Annotated in this window: 20 protein-coding genes and 1 riboswitch; of the genes, 5 read left to right on the top strand and 15 right to left on the bottom strand. The window is 71.7% G+C overall.

What is annotated here, in order from left to right; genetic code table 11:
• Positions 1-31 precede the first annotated feature (31 nt).
• Positions 32-982 carry a zinc-binding dehydrogenase gene (locus ACA514_RS26515; RefSeq protein ID WP_375043936.1) on the top strand — a complete coding sequence of 317 codons (951 nt, stop codon included), beginning with the start codon at positions 32-34 and terminating at the stop codon, positions 980-982.
• Between the two features lie 10 nt (positions 983-992).
• A complete protein-coding gene (locus ACA514_RS26510; RefSeq protein ID WP_375043935.1) occupies positions 993-1,535 on the top strand; it encodes a GNAT family N-acetyltransferase in 543 nt (180 codons plus the stop codon).
• Here ACA514_RS26510 and ACA514_RS26505 read toward each other — a convergent pair.
• From ACA514_RS26505 to ACA514_RS26485, 5 genes are all read right to left on the bottom strand, one after another.
• Positions 1,532-1,978, bottom strand: a complete 447-nt coding sequence (locus tag ACA514_RS26505) for a GNAT family N-acetyltransferase (RefSeq protein ID WP_375043934.1) — start codon at positions 1,976-1,978, stop codon at positions 1,532-1,534. The two genes, ACA514_RS26510 and ACA514_RS26505, sit on opposite strands and share 4 nt — an antisense overlap.
• Before the next feature lie 55 nt (positions 1,979-2,033).
• Complete coding sequence (locus ACA514_RS26500) at positions 2,034-2,663, bottom strand: HNH endonuclease family protein (RefSeq protein ID WP_375043933.1); 630 nt, start codon at positions 2,661-2,663, stop codon at positions 2,034-2,036.
• Between the two features lie 635 nt (positions 2,664-3,298).
• On the bottom strand, positions 3,299-4,018 hold the full coding sequence (locus ACA514_RS26495; protein WP_375044028.1) for an MBL fold metallo-hydrolase: 720 nt from the start codon (positions 4,016-4,018) through the stop codon (positions 3,299-3,301).
• A 153-nt stretch (positions 4,019-4,171) separates the two neighbouring features.
• A complete protein-coding gene (locus tag ACA514_RS26490; protein WP_375043932.1) occupies positions 4,172-4,861 on the bottom strand; it encodes a hypothetical protein in 690 nt (229 codons plus the stop codon).
• A gap of 433 nt (positions 4,862-5,294) precedes the next feature.
• The gene (locus tag ACA514_RS26485) at positions 5,295-5,543 is read right to left on the bottom strand and encodes a GntR family transcriptional regulator (protein ID WP_375043931.1); all 249 of its coding nucleotides are present in this window, start codon (positions 5,541-5,543) and stop codon (positions 5,295-5,297) included.
• Positions 5,544-5,630: 87 nt separating this feature from the next.
• On the opposite strand from ACA514_RS26485, the gene ACA514_RS26480 reads away from it, so the two are divergent.
• A complete protein-coding gene (locus ACA514_RS26480) occupies positions 5,631-5,978 on the top strand; it encodes a hypothetical protein (protein ID WP_375043930.1) in 348 nt (115 codons plus the stop codon).
• On the opposite strand, the gene ACA514_RS26475 is transcribed toward ACA514_RS26480, so the two are convergent.
• Entirely contained in the window at positions 5,971-6,423 is a 453-nt protein-coding gene (locus tag ACA514_RS26475) for a GNAT family N-acetyltransferase (protein WP_375044027.1), read from the bottom strand. The genes ACA514_RS26480 and ACA514_RS26475 overlap by 8 nt on opposite strands.
• A 158-nt stretch (positions 6,424-6,581) precedes the next feature.
• Here ACA514_RS26475 and ACA514_RS26470 point away from each other — a divergent pair, with 158 nt between their 5' ends.
• Entirely contained in the window at positions 6,582-6,911 is a 330-nt protein-coding gene (locus tag ACA514_RS26470) for a WhiB family transcriptional regulator (protein WP_375043929.1), read from the top strand.
• Here ACA514_RS26470 and ACA514_RS26465 read toward each other — a convergent pair.
• Positions 6,908-7,834: an NADPH:quinone oxidoreductase family protein gene (locus ACA514_RS26465; protein WP_375043928.1), complete on the bottom strand. Its 927-nt coding sequence runs from the start codon at positions 7,832-7,834 to the stop codon at positions 6,908-6,910. The two genes, ACA514_RS26470 and ACA514_RS26465, sit on opposite strands and share 4 nt — an antisense overlap.
• 107 nt (positions 7,835-7,941) lie before the next feature.
• Between ACA514_RS26465 and ACA514_RS26460 the strand changes: the two genes are divergently transcribed.
• On the top strand, positions 7,942-8,562 hold the full coding sequence (locus ACA514_RS26460) for a rhomboid family intramembrane serine protease (RefSeq protein ID WP_375043927.1): 621 nt from the start codon (positions 7,942-7,944) through the stop codon (positions 8,560-8,562).
• Here ACA514_RS26460 and ACA514_RS26455 read toward each other — a convergent pair.
• The 8 genes from ACA514_RS26455 to ACA514_RS26420 all read right to left on the bottom strand — a co-directional run bounded on the left by ACA514_RS26455 (position 8,546) and on the right by ACA514_RS26420 (position 17,524).
• Positions 8,546-9,841, bottom strand: a complete 1,296-nt coding sequence (locus ACA514_RS26455; RefSeq protein ID WP_375043926.1) for a hypothetical protein — start codon at positions 9,839-9,841, stop codon at positions 8,546-8,548. The genes ACA514_RS26460 and ACA514_RS26455 overlap by 17 nt on opposite strands.
• A gap of 146 nt (positions 9,842-9,987) precedes the next feature.
• Positions 9,988-10,743 (bottom strand): SDR family oxidoreductase, encoded by a 756-nt coding sequence (locus tag ACA514_RS26450; RefSeq protein WP_375043925.1) that lies wholly within the window; start codon positions 10,741-10,743, stop codon positions 9,988-9,990.
• Positions 10,744-10,796: 53 nt separating this feature from the next.
• Positions 10,797-12,272: a hypothetical protein gene (locus ACA514_RS26445; RefSeq protein WP_375043924.1), complete on the bottom strand. Its 1,476-nt coding sequence runs from the start codon at positions 12,270-12,272 to the stop codon at positions 10,797-10,799.
• A gap of 77 nt (positions 12,273-12,349) precedes the next feature.
• Positions 12,350-13,135, bottom strand: coding sequence for a sporulation protein (locus tag ACA514_RS26440; RefSeq protein ID WP_375043923.1), 786 nt, complete (start codon positions 13,133-13,135; stop codon positions 12,350-12,352).
• Between the two features lie 155 nt (positions 13,136-13,290).
• The gene (locus ACA514_RS26435; RefSeq protein WP_375043922.1) at positions 13,291-13,614 is read right to left on the bottom strand and encodes a DMT family transporter; all 324 of its coding nucleotides are present in this window, start codon (positions 13,612-13,614) and stop codon (positions 13,291-13,293) included.
• A 31-nt stretch (positions 13,615-13,645) separates the two neighbouring features.
• Positions 13,646-13,712: riboswitch (guanidine-III (ykkC-III) riboswitch) on the bottom strand.
• 76 nt (positions 13,713-13,788) lie between these two features.
• Positions 13,789-15,120, bottom strand: a complete 1,332-nt coding sequence (locus ACA514_RS26430; RefSeq protein WP_375043921.1) for a UDP-glucose dehydrogenase family protein — start codon at positions 15,118-15,120, stop codon at positions 13,789-13,791.
• 49 nt (positions 15,121-15,169) lie between these two features.
• Positions 15,170-16,330 (bottom strand): hypothetical protein, encoded by a 1,161-nt coding sequence (locus ACA514_RS26425; protein WP_375043920.1) that lies wholly within the window; start codon positions 16,328-16,330, stop codon positions 15,170-15,172.
• Positions 16,331-16,366: 36 nt separating this feature from the next.
• Complete coding sequence (locus ACA514_RS26420) at positions 16,367-17,524, bottom strand: nitrous oxide reductase family maturation protein NosD (RefSeq protein WP_375043919.1); 1,158 nt, start codon at positions 17,522-17,524, stop codon at positions 16,367-16,369.
• Positions 17,525-17,551 lie beyond the last annotated feature (27 nt).

The raw sequence follows: 17,551 nt of genomic DNA, 5'->3' as shown, positions 1-17,551 counted from the left end.
TGATCGTTTCCCTCCTCGGAAGGTGGCACCCATGCGTGCTCTGCTCGTCGACCACTCGTCCGCGTCCGGCCTGCGCCTCGGTGAGACCGCCGCCCCCGTCCCGGAGCCGCACCAGGCGCTGGTCCGGGTGAGCGCCACCTCGCTGAACTTCGGCGAGGTCAGGCACGGCATCGCCGGCTCACCGGACGGCACCGTGCTCGGCTGGGACGCCGCCGGCGTGGTCGAGCGCGCCGCCGCCGACGGCTCCGGCCCGGCCGCCGGCACCCCCGTGGTGACGATCGGCTTCGACGGCGCCTGGGCGGAACTGCGCGCCGTCGACGCCGCCATGCTCGGCACCGCCCCGGCGGGCGCCGACCTCGGCGCGATCAGCACGGTCCCGGTGGCGGGCGCCAGCGCGCTGCGCGCCCTGCGCAAGTTCGGCCCGCTGCTCGGCAAGCGCGTCCTGGTGACGGGCGCGACCGGAGGCGTGGGCCGGTACGCCGTGCAGCTCGCCCGGCGCGGCGGGGCCCGCGTCGTCGCGTCCACCGGCGACCCGGCCGCGCACGGCGACGCGCTGCGCGCGCTCGGCGCCCACGAGGTGGTCGCGCACCCCGAGCAGACGGACGGCCTCGTGGACGGGGTGGTCGACAACGTCGGGGGCTCGCAGCTCGTCGCGGCGTTCGGCAAGCTGGCACCGCACGGCAGCCTGATCGCCGTCGGCCACGGGACCGGCGAACCGGAGACCTTCCCGTTCGGCGCCCTCTTCGGAAACGACGGCCGGCACGACCGGTCCCTCGTCACCTTCTACCTGCTCGGCGGCAGCATCGACCTCGCCGCCGACCTGACGTGGCTGGCCGGGCAGGTCGCCGCCGGGCACCTCGACCCCGGGACCTCCTGGCGCGGCGGCTGGGAGCAGGCGGACGAGGCCGTCGCCGCCCTCCTCGACCGCCGCCTGCACGGCAAGGCGGTCCTGGAGATGCGCCGCTCCGGTCCGGGCTTGTAGAACTTTGTCCATGCCTGAGCTCGTCCGTCCCACGACCGACGTCCACGCCTCCTTCCTCGCGGCGATGGCGGAATTCCGCGAGGAGGGGCGCGGCGGCCCCGACGACCGCAGCCAGATCGGCCACGACCTGCGCGACCTCGGCATCGAAGGACTGGCCGCCCCGGACGCCTTCGCCGCCTACGTCGCCCGCCTCAACGCCGAGCCGCTGCCGGAGACGCCGCGCCCCGAGGGCTTCGTGCCGTCCACCACGTTCTGGCTGGTCGACGGACCGGAGTTCCTCGGCCGGATCCAGCTCCGCCACCGGCTCACCGAATGGCTGCGCGACGTCGGCGGGCACATCGGCTACGACGTCCGCAAATCCGCGCGCCGCCGCGGCCACGCGTCCCGCATGCTCCGCGAGACCCTCACGTACGCCCACGGCCTCGGCATCGACCCGGCCCTCGTCACCTGCGACGTCGACAACCTCGGCTCCCGGAGGGTCATCGAGGCCTGCGGCGGCGTCCTCGAAGACGTCCGCGCCGGCAAGCGCCGCTACTGGGTCCCGACCGCCTAGAGCGCGAGCTTGAACCCTTCGTGGCTGCGGGCGAACCCCATCGAGACGTAGAAGCGGTGCGCGTCCTCCCGCCGCTTGTTGCTCGTCAGCTGGACGAGCGCGCAGCCGCGTGCGCGCGCCCTCGCGATCGCGCCGTCCATCAGCGTCCGGCCGAGCCCGCCGCCGCGCCGGTCCGCGCGGACCCGCACCGCCTCGATCAACGCCCGCTCCGCACCGCCCTTCCCGAGCCCCGGAATGTAGGTCGCCTGCAAGCACCCCACCACCGTGCCGCCGTCGACCAGCACCAGCATCTCGTTGCGCGGATCATCGTCGATCGCCGCGAACGCCCGCTCGTAGGCGTCCGTCACCACGACCGACGCCGGATCGACGACCTTCTCCTCGTCCGCCAGCAACGCCAGAACCGCCGGCAGATCGTCACGCGTCGCCGCCCGCACAGAAACCATGGCCCGACCCTAACCGCGTGGCACCCGCCCGCCGGACGGGTGCCACGGGCACTCGTCAGCAGCCGTTGAGCATCGAGGTGAGCGCGCTCTTCTCCGCGCTGTCCACGGTGAGGTCGTAGGACCACTTCACCTGCACCCAGGCGCGCGCGTAGGTGCAGCGGAAGGCCGTGCGGGACGGCTGCCACTCGGCGGGGTCCTTGTCGCCCTTCGCCTGGTTGACGTTGTCGGTGACGGCCCACAGTTGCGGGCCGCCGAGGTCGTTGGCGTAGTCCTGCCGGTGCGCGGTCGTCCAGGCCCAGGCGCCCGACGCCCACGCCTCGGCGAGCGGCACCATGTGGTCGATGTCGACATCGGCCGGCGACGTCCAGGTGGCGCCGTCGTACGGCGAGTACCAGGAGCCGGACGTCGGGTAGCAGGAGGAGTCCGTGCTCACGTTCGTCCCGTCGCGCTTGAGCACCGTCTCACGGGTGTTGCAGGCGCCGGAAATGGTGATCCAGTGCGGGAACAGCGAGCGGTCGTAGGAACTGGCATGCGATTCGGCGGCCACGGTCAGCTCTGCGAGCCGGGTGCGGGCCGTACTGGCGGACGGGATGTTCGGCGGGGTCGCGGACGCCGGTGCCTGCACGGCGACGAGCAGTGCGCCCAGCAGCGCCGCCGGCAGCAGGAACAGGAGCAGACGTCGCATCGAGGATGCCCTTCTGCGGCCGCCCACCGGCGGGGACCGGACTCCCCGAACAGGGCACGGGGACGACAGCCCCGATACCGTGACATTTAGGGCAACTCAGTTAAACGTCACTGATTGCCCAGAACGACCCCCCACCTTGGTCGAAACCTGTCGACCGAACCCCGCCACCAGCAGCAACCCCGCGCCCCACCCGACCCCCCGCCACAAAAATTCACCCACCCCGCCCCCCGCATTAACGCACCATTCCCGAGCCCACCAGCGCTTACCAAAATGGTTGAAGGAGACGCAAAGCCCGCCTAGAACCCGCGCGTGCAAGCCGCCCGCTCGCCGTCCATGTGACCAGAAAGGCGAGCATCACAAGGCAAAGGCCAGGGCCGCCTACATCAGGAACGAGCTCGCGGATGAGCAAGTCCGTGATGGACCGCAGGTCGTGGACATCGGTCGCATCCAGGAAATCGCGCACCTCGCGGACGAGCGTGGCGGCGCCCACGATCGCCGACGCCCAGCCCACCTGCTGCGTGTCCCAGCTCGCCCAGCACCGCATGATGCAGCCGCGACCTACCCGGGGTGACCCCGAAGGCGGTCTCCTTGGCCCGGTCGCCCAGTCGGAGGGGCAGGAAGAGGATGAGATTCAGTCACAAGTCGATATGAAGGCCGTCGTGAGCGATCTGCCATTCGGTCAGGTCGCTGGCCAGTGCCGTCGGTGATAAATGAGTAAGGATCAGTCTCTTGCAGGTGAAGCGGTCACGGTGGCGGTGGAGGGTGTCCAGGTCAAGGTGCCAGCGAGTCGGAGCGGGGCTGTAGCCCTCGCACAAGAACACGTCGACTCCGTCGGCCGCCTCCAAGAGGGCTTCGACCCACTCGGTGTCGCCGGAGTAGGCGACTGCTCCGGCCGCTGTCTCCACGCGTACGGCGTAGGCGGGGGCGCCGGAGGCATGACTTACCTCGAATGGCGTGATGCGCAGTGGCCCCAGCTCGCTGGTGCGTCGATCGGCGTGTTCCCTGACGTGGACGGTGAAGCGGCGCCGAATGGTGCTGGAGCCGGGGAACATCGTCTCCATCGCCTGTGCGAGCCGGGCGTCGGTTCCGGGCGGGCCGAACACGGTCAAGTCGCGGGTTCTTCGGCGAAACTGCCCGTCCAGGATGAGGAAGGGCAGCCCCGCGAAGTGATCACCATGCAGGTGGGTGATCAGCACCGTGTCGATCTCATTGGGCTCGATCCGCTGCTGCCGCATGGCGACCATGCTGGTCGCACCGCAATCGATCAGGACGTGTGGCGGGGCGGAAGCCTCCGTCCCCAGGGCGATGCAGGTTTGGAACCTGCCCCCGGAACCGAATGCATCACCGCTGCCCACAACCGTGACTCGCACCTGCCCACCTGTCCTTCCCCGACCTCGGCCTTATACCTCCATGGTCGCAAGGGGGCTTGCCTTATGGTCCCCGTGGGTTCCACGAATTCTGAAGGGTCATCTGGCGCGAGCCCAAGAGGGTGCCCCTGCTGGGTGAGCTTAAAAAGCCCCGCCGCACACCTCGCGATACGCCTCCCGGAGCTCACCCGCCGCCGGAACGCCCAACCCGTCCACCGCCTCCACGACCTCCGCCGCGCGCCAGTAGTTGGACGGCACCAACCGCCCGCTCGTCACGGCCTCCAAGGCCCGGTGCGCCGCCTCTTCGGGCTGGTCCGCGGCGACCAACGCCAATGCCAGGTCGAGCCGCGCGGACGCCGCGCGCCGTGGGCGTGCCGGTCCGCTGACCGGCGCCTCCAGCCGGGCGAGGACGCCGCGCGCGTACGGCTCCGCCGCCGGATCCCCGAGCCATGACAGCGTGGTCGCGGTGTAGGCGTCGCTCTTCGCCGGGTCGTAGCGGAAGTGGTGCTCGGGCCGCTCGGGCATGGCCAGCGGCGAGACGAGCCGCTCCACACGACCGAGCGCATCCCGCGTCTCCCGCCCGGCGCCGAGCCGCGCCCACGCCCGTCCCTCCTGCGCCGTCGCCTGGATGAACGCCGACCCGTCCTGCGGCGCGACCTCCTGCGCGCCCCGCGACAGCCTGACGGCCTCCCGATAGTCAGCATCGGTGAGGGCCTGCCACGCGCGCGTCTCCAGCGTCCACGCGACGATCTCGGAGTGCCCGGCGTGCTCGGCGAGTTGCGCGGCCGTCCGCAGCCGCGCGGCGGCCGCCGCCCGAGGTCGATGTCGCACGTCGCGGCCAGCAGCGACAGCCACGCCCCGACCACCACCAGGCGCCGCCGCTCGGCCAGCGTCATACGCGCGTCCATGAGCCGCGCCACGTACCCGAGGTGCCGCCGCGTCCGCGTGAGCAACTCGTCCGGCGCCGACCGCGGGTAAGCGGAGGCCAGCTCGTCCACCGTCAACTCCAACGCGACGAGCGTCCCTTCGCCCACATCGCTGGCCGCCACCCGCCGCGCCAACTCCAGCGCATCCACCTCGTCATCGCGCAAGGACGGGAGGCGTTGCCGGACGCGGTCGGCGAGTCGGCGGCGGTTAGCCCGTGCGCCTTCCGGGTCGGCCGCAGGCGCATGCCGATGCGCTTCTTCTCGGACACCGCAGTGCTCCCGGGCCAGATCGTGGGCGGACGCCCTCGACCCGTCCAGGGGAACACGGCACAAGCCGGTCAGGCACTGTCTTCCGGGTGCGGTTTGACGAACATGCCGCGACCGGGCGAGGCGACGATCAGGTCCTCGCCCTTGAGGACGTCCAGGGCCTTGCGGATCGTCTTCGGATTCAGGCCGTACTCCTGCTCCAGATCGACCAGCGAAGGCAGCCGGCCACCAGCGGTGAACTCGCCGGAGGCGATCCGATCGCGCAGGATCGCGGCGAGTTGCAGGTAGGGGGCCGTCACGTCGTTGGGGTCGATGGACATGATCGGAACGGTACGGGCCAGGGTGTGCCGCTCCAAGGTAGGGCGAACCATGGTGCACCAGGGTTCACTGGACCTACATTGCGTGACATGACGGATACTTCACGGCCCTCCGCGTCGGTGTTCGCGTGCTTGGGCGCGCTGATGAACCGGCTGGATCTCTATGACCTGGACGTGCGGATCGGGCGGTGCGGGCTGCACGTCTCGAACCCGCGGGCCGACGGCTGTTGCGAGGGGGCGCCGGAGCCGGCGGACATGATCACCTGCCGGTCGCGTGCCGAAGACGGCGGGCGGCTGTGGTTCTTCACCTCGTGGGGCGAGCCGATCGCCGAGGCGGAGCGGGTCGTGGACGCTGCCGTGATCATTGCGGGGCGTTTTGCGGGCGCGCGGCGTCTAGAAGCCCGGAGGGCGCCGGGGCCGCGTGGGCGGGTTAGGTGAGGTGGTATTTCATGCCCATGTGGGAGGGGCGGAAGCCGATCTTCTGGTAGAAGCGGATCGCGTCGGGGCGCTGGCGGTCGGTGGTGAGCTGGACGACGCGGCAGCCGCGGGCGCGGGCCTGGTCGATGGCCCAGTTGATCATGGTCTGGCCGAGGCCGCGGCCGCGCTCGTCGGCGGCGATGCGGACGCCCTCGATCTGGGCGCGCTCGCCGCCGGTGTAGGTGAGGCCGGGGATGTAGGTGAGCTGGAGCGTGCCGGCGACCGTTCCGGAGACGTCCGCCACGACGAGGAGGTTGTTGGGGTCCTTGTCGATGGCGGCGAAGGCGGTGAGGTAGGCCTCGGGGACTTCCTCGGCGAGTGTTTCGCGGGCGGCGCCCAGGGGATCGTCGGCCAGTAGCCGGATGATCTGGGGCAGATCGTCCGCCGTCGCCTCGCGGAAGGTCACTTCTTGATCACGCTGCACGTCACCAGGTTATCCGGGCGCTAAGTTGCAATGCTCACAACGACTTGTAGTACTACGGCTCGTAGTACTACGTTGGGTGGAGACCACCCCAGAGCGAACCGCCGGTGGCCTCCTCACCCGTGCCCCGCAGGGAGAAAGCCATGCACAACGACGAGAACGAGGAACACTGGACCGACCACGCCATCTGCCGCGGCGCCGACCCCGACCTGTTCTTCCCGATCGGGTACTCCGCGGAGGTGCTGCAGGCCCAGATGGACGTGGCGAAGGCCGTCTGCGCGAACTGCCCGGTGAAGGCGGAGTGCCTCGCCTGGGCGCTGCGGGTGGGTGAGCCGGACGGCATCTGGGGCGGGACGACCCCGGAGGAGCGGCGCTACCTGCGCCGGACGGCCGAGGCCCCCGCGCGGCGGCGGCTGCCGGTCATCGTGGTCCGCGGCGACGCGTCCGAGTCCGAGCACGCCTCCGCCGCCTAGGGCAGCAGGGCGACCTTGCCGACCACGCGCCGGTTGAGCAGGTCGTCCAGGACCTGGGGCGCGGACGCGAGGGGCTCCGTGCGCGGGGCCACCGGGTCGAGCCGGCCGTCGGCGACCATGGCGAGCAGTTCGCCGAGGAGGGCGCGCTGCTCGGCGGGGTGCGCCATGGACCAGGCTCCCCAGTCGACGCCCACGACGGCGCGGTTGCGCAGCAGGACCTGGTTGAGCGGGAGGGACGGGATGTCCCCGGACGCGAAGCCGATCACGGCGTAGCGGCCGCGCTCGCGCAGGGCGCGCAGCGCCGGGTCCGCGAGGGCGCCGCCGACCGGGTCGTAGACGAGGTCGACGCCGCCGGCCGACCAGGCGCGGGCGGCGGACTTGACGTCGGTGGCGTCGACGGCCGACTCCGCGCCGGCGGCGAGGGCGGCCCGCCGCTTGTCCTCGGACGAGGCGACGGCGAGCACGCGGGCGCCGAGGGCGGTCGCCACCTGGACGGCCGCGAGGCCCACGCCGCCGCCGGCGCCGAGGACGAGGACGGTCTCGCCGGCGGCGAGGGCGGCGCGGTCGCGCAGCGCGAAGAGGGCGGTGCAGTAGCTCTGGGTGAAGGTCGCGGCCCGCGGGAAGTCCAGCTTGTCCGGGATCGGCACCACCGCGTCGGCGGGGACGGCCACCTGCGACGCGAAGCCGCCGAGGCCGCACATCGCCAGGACGCGCGTCCCGTCGGGGAGGGTGCCGGCGACCTCGCTGCCCGGGACGAACGGGATCGGCGGCTTGATCTGGTACCGGCCCTGGACGAACAGGGCGTCCACGTAGTTGACGCCCGCCGCCTCGACGGTGAGCAGCACCTGGCCGGGGCCGGGCTCGGCGGGGGAGGTGTCCTTGACGGCGACGGAGCCGAGCTCCTCGCAGATCGCAGCGCGCATCCGTCCACTATGCCGGAAACCGAATCACGTTCACCATCGGGCACTCTCGCGGCGGCGCGGGCGTTGACCCCGGTGACGGCAGGATCGATCGGTCATACGGTGGCGACATGAGCTACATCCCCGACAGGCAACGCTCCGACGGGCTCGTCAAGGCCGGCACGCGCGCGCTGTCGGCGGCGGTCCTGATCGGGTCGGTCACGGCCCTGATGTGGGTCCTGGAGGGCATCGACGTCCTCGACGACGGCGCGCTGGACCAGTTCGGCATCCAGCCGCACGACGTCAACGACCTCCCCGACATCTTCACGGCGCCGTTCATGCACGCCGGGTTCCCGCACCTGATGGCCAACACGATCCCGTTCGCGGTGCTCGGGTTCATCGCGGCGGCGCGGGGGATCGCGAAGTTCCTGGCGGCGAGCCTGATCATCATCGTGGTCGGCGGGCTCGGGGTGTGGTTCTTCAGCTCGGCGAACACGCTCGGGTCCAGCATCCTGATCTTCGGGTTCTTCGGGTACCTGCTCGGCCGCGGCATCTTCGAGCGGCGGGTGCTGGACATCGTGATCGCCGTGCTGGTCGTCGCCGTCTACGGGACGATGCTGGTCGGCGTGGTCCCGAACGACCCGACGATCTCCTGGCAGGGGCACCTGTTCGGGCTGCTCGGCGGCGTGCTCGGCGCGTGGTTCCTGCGCCGCGGCCGGGTCGAGCCGTCCGGCGTCACCCGGGGGACATGAGGTCGACCGCGGACGGCGCCGCGTCGTCGCGCGGCGGTCCCGGCCGGACGCGTTCGCGCGGCGGCCCGGCGGGGCGGGGCGCGGTCAGCGCGGCCAGGCCGAAGGCGACGGGGATCCACGCCACCACCGACAGCCGGTCGAGTTCGTCGGCGATCGGGTGCATGGAGGCCACCAGCGCCCCGGTCAGCCCGGCGACGGCGAGCGGCCAGGCCGCGTCCCGGTGGACGCGGGCGAACAGCCCCGCCGCCGCGAGCAGGAACGCCGCGGGGACCAGCGGGTGGTCGAGCAGCCGCGGGCCTATGTCGCCCGTCCACAGGGTCCGCACGGCGTCGGCGAGGCGTTGCCAGGGGTCGGTCACGTCGGGATGGCGGAAATGCCATGTGAAGGTGTCCTGGAGGGTCTCGCGGACGCCCGGCAGGTGAAGCGCGGAACTGATCCACAGGTTGGCCGCGACGACGGCCGTCGCGATGCCGGAGACCGCGAGGAACGGCCGCCGCGACCGGACGAACGGCAGCAGCAGTACCGCCCCGGCGGCGAGAGCGGCGCCCAGCGCGACCCCGTTGGCCGGCTTGACGACGCACAGCAACGCCAGGGCGCCCGCCAGCAGCCCCGACGCGGCCGACACGGCGCGCCCGCGCAGCAGCAGGACCGTCCCGATCAGCGCGGTCAGGACGCAGAGCATCATCGGCGCCTCGGCCAGCATCCTGCTGGCCCACAGGCCCGTCGGCAGCAGGTAGAACAGGGTCTCCGCCAACAGGGCCCGGACGGGACCGAGGCCGATGACCAGCGCGAGCACAAGGACGGCGACGCCGCACGCGACGCCCAGCGCGGCCGTCGCCGCGGCGAACCCGGTCACGCCCATCACCCGGACGAACGGCGCCGCGAGCAGCGGGTAGCCCGGACGCGACGTGAAGATCCGCTGGAAGCGGGCGGGCGCCTCGCCGGGCAGCCTCGTCCGGTAGCCCAGGCACTCGGTGTAGGTCAGCGGGGGGCGCGGACGTCCCCGCTCCATCGCGACGCAGGCGATCTTCGCCGCCGTGCGGTCGGCGTCCGGCTGCGAGCGCCCCGCGTACCGCAGGGCGTCGCGCGCGTACCAGAAGGTGTCGGGGGTGGCGGTAGAGGCGGCGCCCGACCAGCGCAGCAGCCACAGCCCCGACCCGAGCAGCACCGCGATCACCACGAGCGCCGCCGGCCCCGCCCAGGGCCGGTCGCGCAGGCGGGGGAGCGGCGGTGCTCCCGGGTGGTCGACGTCCTCGGCGTCCGGATACCTCTGCGTCACGGCGCTCGCCTGCCCGCCCCCGAGACGGGCAAGCCGCGCATGCGCATCGATAACGAACAATTAGGACGCGCTATAGGCGGGCGACGGCGAGATGAGGTCGCGGTGGGCCAGGAAGGCCTCCTCGCCGGCCGCCATCGGCGCGGGGGCTAGTTCGGGCGGACGGTGACGTCGGAGACGACCGCGTCGCGGGGCGTCTCCAGGGCGGAGACCAGGACGCGGGCCACCGTGCCGGGCGCGGCGAAATCGTCCTCGGCGTAGGGATGGCCCTCCTGCGCGCGCACCTTCCGCTGCATCTCCGTGGCCGTCCGCCCCGGGTAGACCGTCGTGACGCGCAGCGCCGGCTCCTCCGCCCGCAACGAGTCGGCCAGCGCGCGCAGCCCGAACTTGCTCGCCGCGTACGCCGACCACTCCGGGTTCGCGCGCAGCCCCGCGGTCGAGTTCACGAACACGACGTGGCCCTCGGCGGCGCGCAGCGCGGGCAGCAGCAGCCGGGTGACCTCGGCGGCGGACACCAGGTTCACCGACAGGTGGTCCATCCACTCGTCCGCCTCCAGCAGGGCGACCGGCGACAGGTGGACGACCCCGGCCGCGTGGATCACGCCGTCCAGCCGGGCCGGCAGCTCCGCGCCGGCGAGCACCGCCTCGATCCGGCGCGGCTCGGTGAGGTCCAGCGGGACCGTGGTGACGGACGCGCCCGACGCGGCGACCGGCGGCGAGCCGGGCGCGATCGCGATGGACTGGGTGGCGGCGTGCGCGGCGCCCGTGCGCAGCCGGCCCGCCAGCGCGTCCAGCCGTTCGGGGGACCGGCCGGTGACGATCAGGTCGTGGCCGCGCTCGCGCAGCAGTTCCGCGACGGCGGTGCCGATGCCGCCCGTCGCCCCCGTGATCAGATACGTGCCCATGAGGCCCCATTCTCCTCGATCTCCGCACCCCGACGGACGTGCGGGGCGGCCGGTCAGTTCGGGCGCAGCACCCGGGTGACGCCGGCGATGAGCGCGGTGGCGAGCACCCAGCCGGTCGCGATCAGCGCGTAGGCGACCCAGCGGGACCAGTTCTGCGGGTCGAACGCCTGCTGCTGCCCGAACGTGTCGATGGGGATCAGCAGGTCGAGGGCGTAGACGAGCGCGTGGAAGTGCGGCTGCTCGGCCGGCTGCTTGATCCCCTTCGGGGGGTCGGCGGAGAACACCGCGGTGCCGGCGGCGAGCAGGACCGCGAACCACGCGAACGCCAGCCAGGGCCGGTAGCCGTAGCCGACCGTCCAGTCGAGGACGTGGTTCCACGCGCGGCTGACCGGGTTCACCTTGCGGCGGCGGGCGCGCAGCTTCGCGAGCTGCACCTTGCGGGCCAGGTCGTCGTGGCCGATGCCGTGGTACCAGGCGGCGAGCTGCTCGTACGGCTGGAGGTGGAACTCGGGGTCGCGGGCCACCCAGCTCAGCCGGTCCTTGAACTCCCCGCCGCGCAGCGTCTGGTAGGTGGTGCCGTTGAGGTACAGCTCGTCCGGCCAGACCGCCGGATGGTCCATGATCAGGTCGATCTTCGAGTACGACAGCGACACCCGGCCCTTGATCTTCTCCGCGGGCCACAGCAGCAGCTCGTCGCAGACCATGTGGCTCGCGTGCAGCGCCATCCGCGCCGGGTCGCCGGAGTCGAGCAGGCCCTTGGAGAACGACAGGATCCCGTTGAAGCGGGCGCTGCGTAGCCGGACCGTCCCGATGGCGTGGAAGCCCTGGCTGAACTCGCAGGTGTTCTCGACCACCATGTTCTGCCCGTCCAGCGCGATCCGCCCCGGATTGGACAGCACGGTGCCCTCCATGAACAGCCCGCCGTTCATCTTCGCGCCGACGAACCGGACCCCGCCGGTGATGTCCGCCTCCCGGATGAACGCCCCGACCTCCACGACGAGCCCGCCGCTGAACAGCGCCCACTTGTCCGGCGCGGACGCGGTGATCCGCGTCCCGTTCATCCGGAACCCGCCGAGCAACTGCGCGCGCGGCAGCCGCACCTCGCCCTCGATCTCCGAGCCGGACAGGCTGAGGTACCCGTCGGCCTGGAGCCCGCCGCCGTCGAAGCCCGGCATCCGGCAGCCGCCGAACCGCAGCTGCCGGGTGCGGGCGTTGGAGAACCGCGGCTCCTCGACCAGCCGGCACCGCTCCAGCCGCAGCTCGTGCTCGACGGTGCCGCCCGACACGTCCAGCTGCCCGGTGACGTACGCGCCGCGCAGCCGGACCGCGGCGACGTGGCCGGTGCGGGCCTCGGCCGCGCCGAGCAGCAGCAGACTGATGATCTCGGCCCGGACGATCCGGTCGGGCAGCGGCCCGGCGGGACGGTCGTCGCCGAGGACGACGCGGGCCCCGGTCGGGAACGCGGCCCACAGCCGGCGCTCGGCCGCGCTGAGTCCGGGGGGTTCGCTGAGACCGGGGGATGGGGGCACGGGAACCCTTTCTACGGGGAGACCCCCTCCGCGATCAACACCGCGGAGGGGGCCGGTGTCGTTCCCCCAGGCCGGGCCTAGAAGAAGCCGCGGCGGCGGCCGGCCTCCTGGAGGAAGCCGCCCAGCTCGCGCTCCCAGTCGGTGTGGTCGACGGTCGCGTAGTCGACGGTGAACCGGCTGAACGCGTCGTGGCCCTCGGTGAAGACGCCGCCGCGCTTGTCCAGCTCCAGCACGACCTCCATCGACTGCGGGTACGACACGAACGTCACTTCGAGCTGCTTGATGCCGTGCCCGTACTGGTGCGGCGGGTGGAACTCGATCTCCTGGTAGAACGGCAGCTCCTGGTGCACGCCCCAGATGCGGCCCTTCTCGCAGTCGGCGTTGCGGAACTGGAAGCCGAGGTTGGAGAACGCGGCCAGGAGGCGCTCCTGCGCCGGCAGCGGGTGCACGGCGATCGGGTCGAGGTCGCCCGGGTCGAGCGCGCCCGCGACCTCCAGCTCGGTGGCGATGCCGACCGTGGTGCCGTGCAGCGGGCGCCCGTACATGTGGGTGAGCGGCGCCTCCCACGGGATCGGGAACCGGAACGGGACGCTGTGCCGCATCCCCTCCTCCAGCTTGAAGCCGCCCGCGACCGGCATCTTCGAGTACTCGATGTTGGAGGTGTACTCGCTGTCGCTCGTCTCGACCTCGACCCGGGTGCGCAGGGCCAGGTTCACCGACGAGATGTCGGAGTTGTACTGGCCGCCGATGATGACGACCTCCCCCGTGACGACGCCGCCCGGAGTGGTGTTCGGGTCGTGCAGGGTCGTCTCGATGGACGGGCCGCCGATGCCCATCGCCTGCCGCAGCTTCTTGAAGACCAAGGTCGCCCTCCTGTGTTCCCGAGCACCCCCGGTGCTCCCGTCGTCCGATAGACGCAACTACGGGAGCCTACGTTCCATTAGGGCAGGTCGTCCGCTGAATCAATGCTTCCCGAGGGGGGACGACCCCCCGCGCCCCCCGGCCGACTCTGTCGGGTTCAGTGACCCCCACCGGCCAGGTTCAGGCCGATCACGCCGACGATGATGCAGGCGAGCGCACCGATCTTCATTGCCGACACCTGGTCGCCCATCAGCACCATCCCGAGCGTCGCGGTGCCGACGGCGCCGATCCCGACCCAGACGGCGTACGCGGTGCCGACGTCCAGCGACCGCAGCGCGAAGCTGAGCAGGCCGAAACTGGTCACCGCGAACACGAGGAACCCGGCGGCGGGCGGCCACTCGGAGAAGTTCTTGCTGGCCTTCAGGCACAGCGCCATCGCGACCTCGAACAGGCCCGCGAGGACGACGAGGATCCACGCCATGATGACTCCCGGATGCGTGAGACGGCACGGTCACGCGTCGTCTTCGCCTGCCGGGTACGGCGCACCTCGTCCGGGAGGGCCCGCATCGGGGCCCTCACCCGCGACAACGGCCCCGCTGGGCGGGGTGTTCCCGCCGGTGGCCGATCTCACCGGCGGGAACCGTTGCGGGTGGCCTCAGGAACGGCCCAGCGCGCGGTACTCCCAGCCCGCGGAGCGCCACTTCGCGGCGTCCAGCGCGTGCCGGCCGTCCACGATCCGCTTGTGCCGGACGACCTGCGCGAGCGCGTCCGGCTCGATCTCCTTGAAGTCCGACCACTCGGTCAGCAGCACCACGACGTCGGCGTCCTGCGCCACGTCGAGCGCGCTGTCGCCGTAGCGCAGCTCGGGGAACGCGCGCCGCGCGTTGTCCAGCGCCGCCGGGTCGAACACCCGGACGTGCCCGCCGAGCCCGTGCATGGTGCGCGCCACGTCCAGCGCGGGCGCGTCGCGGATGTCGTCGGAGTTCGGTTTGAACGCCGCGCCCCACGCCGCGATCCGCTTGCCGGAGATGCCGCCGAGCATCTCCCGGACGAGGTCGACGGTGCGGGCCCGCCGCCGCCGGTTGATGTCGTCGACCTCGCGCAGGAACGACACGGCCTGCCCGACGCCGAGCTCCTCGGCGCGGTGCGCGAACGCCCGGATGTCCTTCGGCAGGCAGCCGCCGCCGAAGCCGAGGCCCGGCTTGAGGAACTTGCCGCCGATCCGGTCGTCCAGCGCGAGCGAGTCGGCGAGGTGCTTGATGTCGGCGCCGACCGCCTCGCAGACCTCCGCCATCGCGTTGATGTAGGAGATCTTGGTGGCGAGGAAGGAGTTCGCGGCGACCTTCACCAGCTCGGCGGTGGCGAGGTCGGTGCGCACCACCGGGGTGCCCTGCTGCTCCAGGATCGGCTTGAACGCCGCGCGCAGCCGCTCCTCCGCCCAGTCGGACTCGACGCCGAACACCAGCCGGTCCGGGCGCATCGTGTCGTCGACGGCGAACCCCTCGCGCAGGAACTCGGGGTTCCACGCCAGCTCGACCTCCTCGCCGGCGGGCGCGAGCTCGTGGATGAGGTCGGTCAGGTTCCTGGCGGTGCCGACCGGCACCGTCGACTTGCCGACGACCAGCGCGCGCCGGGTCAGCGTCGGCGCGAGCGCGCGTACCGCCGCGTCGACGTAGGTGAGGTCGGCGGCGTCCGAACCCGGCTGCTGCGGCGTTCCCACGCACAGGAAGTGCACGTCGCCGAACTCGCCGGCCTCCTCGAAGGAGGTGGTGAAGCGCAGCCGGCCGGACTCCAGGGCCTTGGACAGCAGCTCCGGCAGGCCCGGCTCGAAGAACGGCACCTCGCCGGAGGCGAGCCTTTCGACCTTGCGCCGGTCGACGTCGACGCCGAGGACGTCGAAGCCCAGCACGGCCATGCAGATGGCGTGCGTGGCGCCGAGGTACCCGGTGCCGATGACGGTGAGCCGCGGGGACTCCGTCGGGTTCATTCCACTTCTCCTTCTTCACTGCTGACGGAAGAGACGACTCCCGATGGCTCTAGGAGCACTTGCCCTTGTTGATCAGTTCGCCGCCGGTGACCCTGTTGTCGCAGGCGACCGTGTTGCCGTCCGAGCCGAGGAAGATCCCGACGCCCTTGGCCCCGCCCAGGTCGATGACGTTGCGGCGGAAGACGTTGCCGGTTCCCCAGCCCTTGTACTCCTCGTGCGTCTGGAAACCGTCCTTGAGCGTCCTGGCCCCGCGGTTCCCCTCGATGACGTAGCCGTTGCCCTTGGCGTCGACCCACGAGTCGTTCACGCCGCCCCCGGAGAGCTGCGCGCCGTCGAAGACGTTCCCGACGAGCCGTCCGCCGGACGTGCCCTCCTTGATGTCCACCGCCTCGGCGGTGGCGGTGATCCGGTTCCCGGCGACGAGGTTGGCGTCGCTGGCGTCCGGCTTGCCCTGGGTGAGCTGCCCCCAGTTGTTGTGCGACGAGCCGAGGTACACGCCCTCGCCGAAGCGCGGGTTGCCGCGGCCCGTGCGGGTGATGGTGTTGTACTGCACCGCGTTGCCGGTGCTGAACGAGCGCAGGTGGACGGCCTCGTCGCCCACGTCGTGGACGTTCAGCCCCTGCACGACCGTCCCGCTGGTGCCGTCGAGCATGACGCCCTTCTGGCTGCGCGTGACGCTGAAGCCGATCAGCCGCCAGTGGCTCGCGTTCTGCAGGTGGAAGCCGTAGCCCTTGGTCATGGCGCCGCCGTCCAGCACGGACTGCGGCGTCCCGCACACGAAGATCGGCTTGGCCTGGGTGCCGGACTTCTGGCTGGCGTACTGCCCGACGTACCTGCCCGGCGCGAGCCGGATGATGTCGCCCGGCGCCGCCGTGTTCAGCCTCTTCTGCAGCTCGACGGCGCCGTGCACGGTCACCGTCGCCTTCGGGCACGCGACCCGCCGGTACGAGGACGGCAGCGGCATCGCCGGCGCCGGCTGCCCGACCCCGTTACCGGAACCGGACCCCGAGCCCGCTCCGGCCCCTGTGCCCGCCCCGGCCCCGGCCCCGGCCCCCGTGCCGGCGGGCGGCGCCTGCCCCGTCCCGGGGAACGGGTCGGTCCCGGCGGTGTCCTTGGACTCGCCGCCGCCCTGGGTGGCCAGCACGACCACCGCGCTCGTCGCGACGGCCCCCACGACCAGCACGCCCGCGAACTTCACATCGATCTTCAAGGTTCACCCCCGTCCCCGTGCACGCGCCCCCGCGCGTCAGGAGCACTTGCCCTTCGCCGTCAGCTGCCCGCCGGACACCTTGTTGTTGCAGCCGATCGTGTTGCCGCCGACCGTGTCGTTGATCCCGACGCCCTTGCCGCCGCCGAGGTCGATCGTGTTGTTGCGGAAGGTGTTGCCGGTGCCCCAGCCCTTGATGATCTGGTGCACCTGGAAGCCGTCCAGCGGCGTCTTCGTGCCCTTGTTGCCCTCGATCAGGTAGCCGTTCCCCTTGACGTCCACCCACGAGTCGTTGTGCTTGTCGCCGCCGGTCTTCGACCCGTCGAACACGTTGTTCAGGATCTTGCCGCCCTTCGTGCCCTCCTTGATGTCGATCGCCTCGGCGGTCGCCCGGATGACGTTCCCGCGCACCACGTTGTTGTCGCTGTTGTCGACCTTGCCGTCGGAGACCGACTTGAAGTTGGACTGCGCGGTGCCGAGGTAGACGCCCTCGCCGAACTTCTCGCGCCGCAGCCCGGTGTTGAAGACCTTGTTGTACTGGATGGTGTTGCCGGTGGAGAAGTCCCGCACGTGGATGGCCTCGTCGCCGATGTCGTGCACGCTCAGGCCCTGGATGATCGACCCGTTGGTGGTGTCGCCGACGACGCCCTTCTGGCTGTTCTGGATCGTGAAGCCGACCAGCCGCCAGTAGTTCGCCTTGTCCAGGTGGAAGCCGTAGCCCTTCTTGACGCCGCCGCCGTCGATGACCGACCCCTGCTCGCCGCACAGGAAGATCGGCTGCTGCTGCGTGCCGGACGCCGTCGCGACGAACTTGCCGACGTACTTGCCGGGGTTCATCTTGATGACGTCGCCGGCCTGCGCGCCCTTCAGCGCCTGCTGGAGCGAGTTCGCGTCGCTGACGGTCTTGGTCGGGTTCGGGCAGTTCACCTTGCCGCCGCCGTCCGGGACGGGCAGCGTCAGCGGCGCGCCGGCCTGCGCGCCGCCGCCGGACCCGCCGTCCCCGTCCCCGGAGTCGCCGCCCTGGTCCCCGCCCTGGTCGCCGCCGCCCTGCGGGGCGGGGCTGATCCTGCCGTCGGCGGAGGTCTTCTTCGAGTCGTCGCCCCCGCCGCCGGTGGTGAAGATCAGCACCAGCCCCGCCGCGACCAGCGCGCCGACCAGCAGGCCGATGATGAACTTGACATCGATCTTGATCGTCATTGCCGAACTACTCCTTGGATGACCGCT

The organism is Actinomadura sp. NTSP31 (assembly GCF_041951385.1).
Lineage (GTDB): Bacteria > Actinomycetota > Actinomycetes > Streptosporangiales > Streptosporangiaceae > Spirillospora > Spirillospora napierensis.
The sequence above is the reverse complement of the archived record's forward strand: the minus strand, read 5'-3'. Positions and strand labels throughout refer to the sequence as shown.

What these genes read in the sequence shown, in the direction of transcription:
- ACA514_RS26470 (WP_375043929.1), top strand. Translation starts at nt 6,582, where the DNA reads ATGCACAACGACGAGAACGAGGAACACTGGACCGACCACGCCATCTGC.
- ACA514_RS26465 (WP_375043928.1), bottom strand. Translation starts at nt 7,834, where the DNA reads ATGCGCGCTGCGATCTGCGAGGAGCTCGGCTCCGTCGCCGTCAAGGAC.
- ACA514_RS26420 (WP_375043919.1), bottom strand. Translation starts at nt 17,524, where the DNA reads ATGACGATCAAGATCGATGTCAAGTTCATCATCGGCCTGCTGGTCGGC.
- ACA514_RS26430 (WP_375043921.1), bottom strand. Translation starts at nt 15,120, where the DNA reads ATGAACCCGACGGAGTCCCCGCGGCTCACCGTCATCGGCACCGGGTAC.
- ACA514_RS26505 (WP_375043934.1), bottom strand. Translation starts at nt 1,978, where the DNA reads ATGGTTTCTGTGCGGGCGGCGACGCGTGACGATCTGCCGGCGGTTCTG.
- ACA514_RS26460 (WP_375043927.1), top strand. Translation starts at nt 7,942, where the DNA reads ATGAGCTACATCCCCGACAGGCAACGCTCCGACGGGCTCGTCAAGGCC.
- ACA514_RS26510 (WP_375043935.1), top strand. Translation starts at nt 993, where the DNA reads ATGCCTGAGCTCGTCCGTCCCACGACCGACGTCCACGCCTCCTTCCTC.
- ACA514_RS26480 (WP_375043930.1), top strand. Translation starts at nt 5,631, where the DNA reads ATGACGGATACTTCACGGCCCTCCGCGTCGGTGTTCGCGTGCTTGGGC.
- ACA514_RS26500 (WP_375043933.1), bottom strand. Translation starts at nt 2,663, where the DNA reads ATGCGACGTCTGCTCCTGTTCCTGCTGCCGGCGGCGCTGCTGGGCGCA.
- ACA514_RS26515 (WP_375043936.1), top strand. Translation starts at nt 32, where the DNA reads ATGCGTGCTCTGCTCGTCGACCACTCGTCCGCGTCCGGCCTGCGCCTC.
- ACA514_RS26485 (WP_375043931.1), bottom strand. Translation starts at nt 5,543, where the DNA reads ATGTCCATCGACCCCAACGACGTGACGGCCCCCTACCTGCAACTCGCC.
- ACA514_RS26435 (WP_375043922.1), bottom strand. Translation starts at nt 13,614, where the DNA reads ATGGCGTGGATCCTCGTCGTCCTCGCGGGCCTGTTCGAGGTCGCGATG.
- ACA514_RS26450 (WP_375043925.1), bottom strand. Translation starts at nt 10,743, where the DNA reads ATGGGCACGTATCTGATCACGGGGGCGACGGGCGGCATCGGCACCGCC.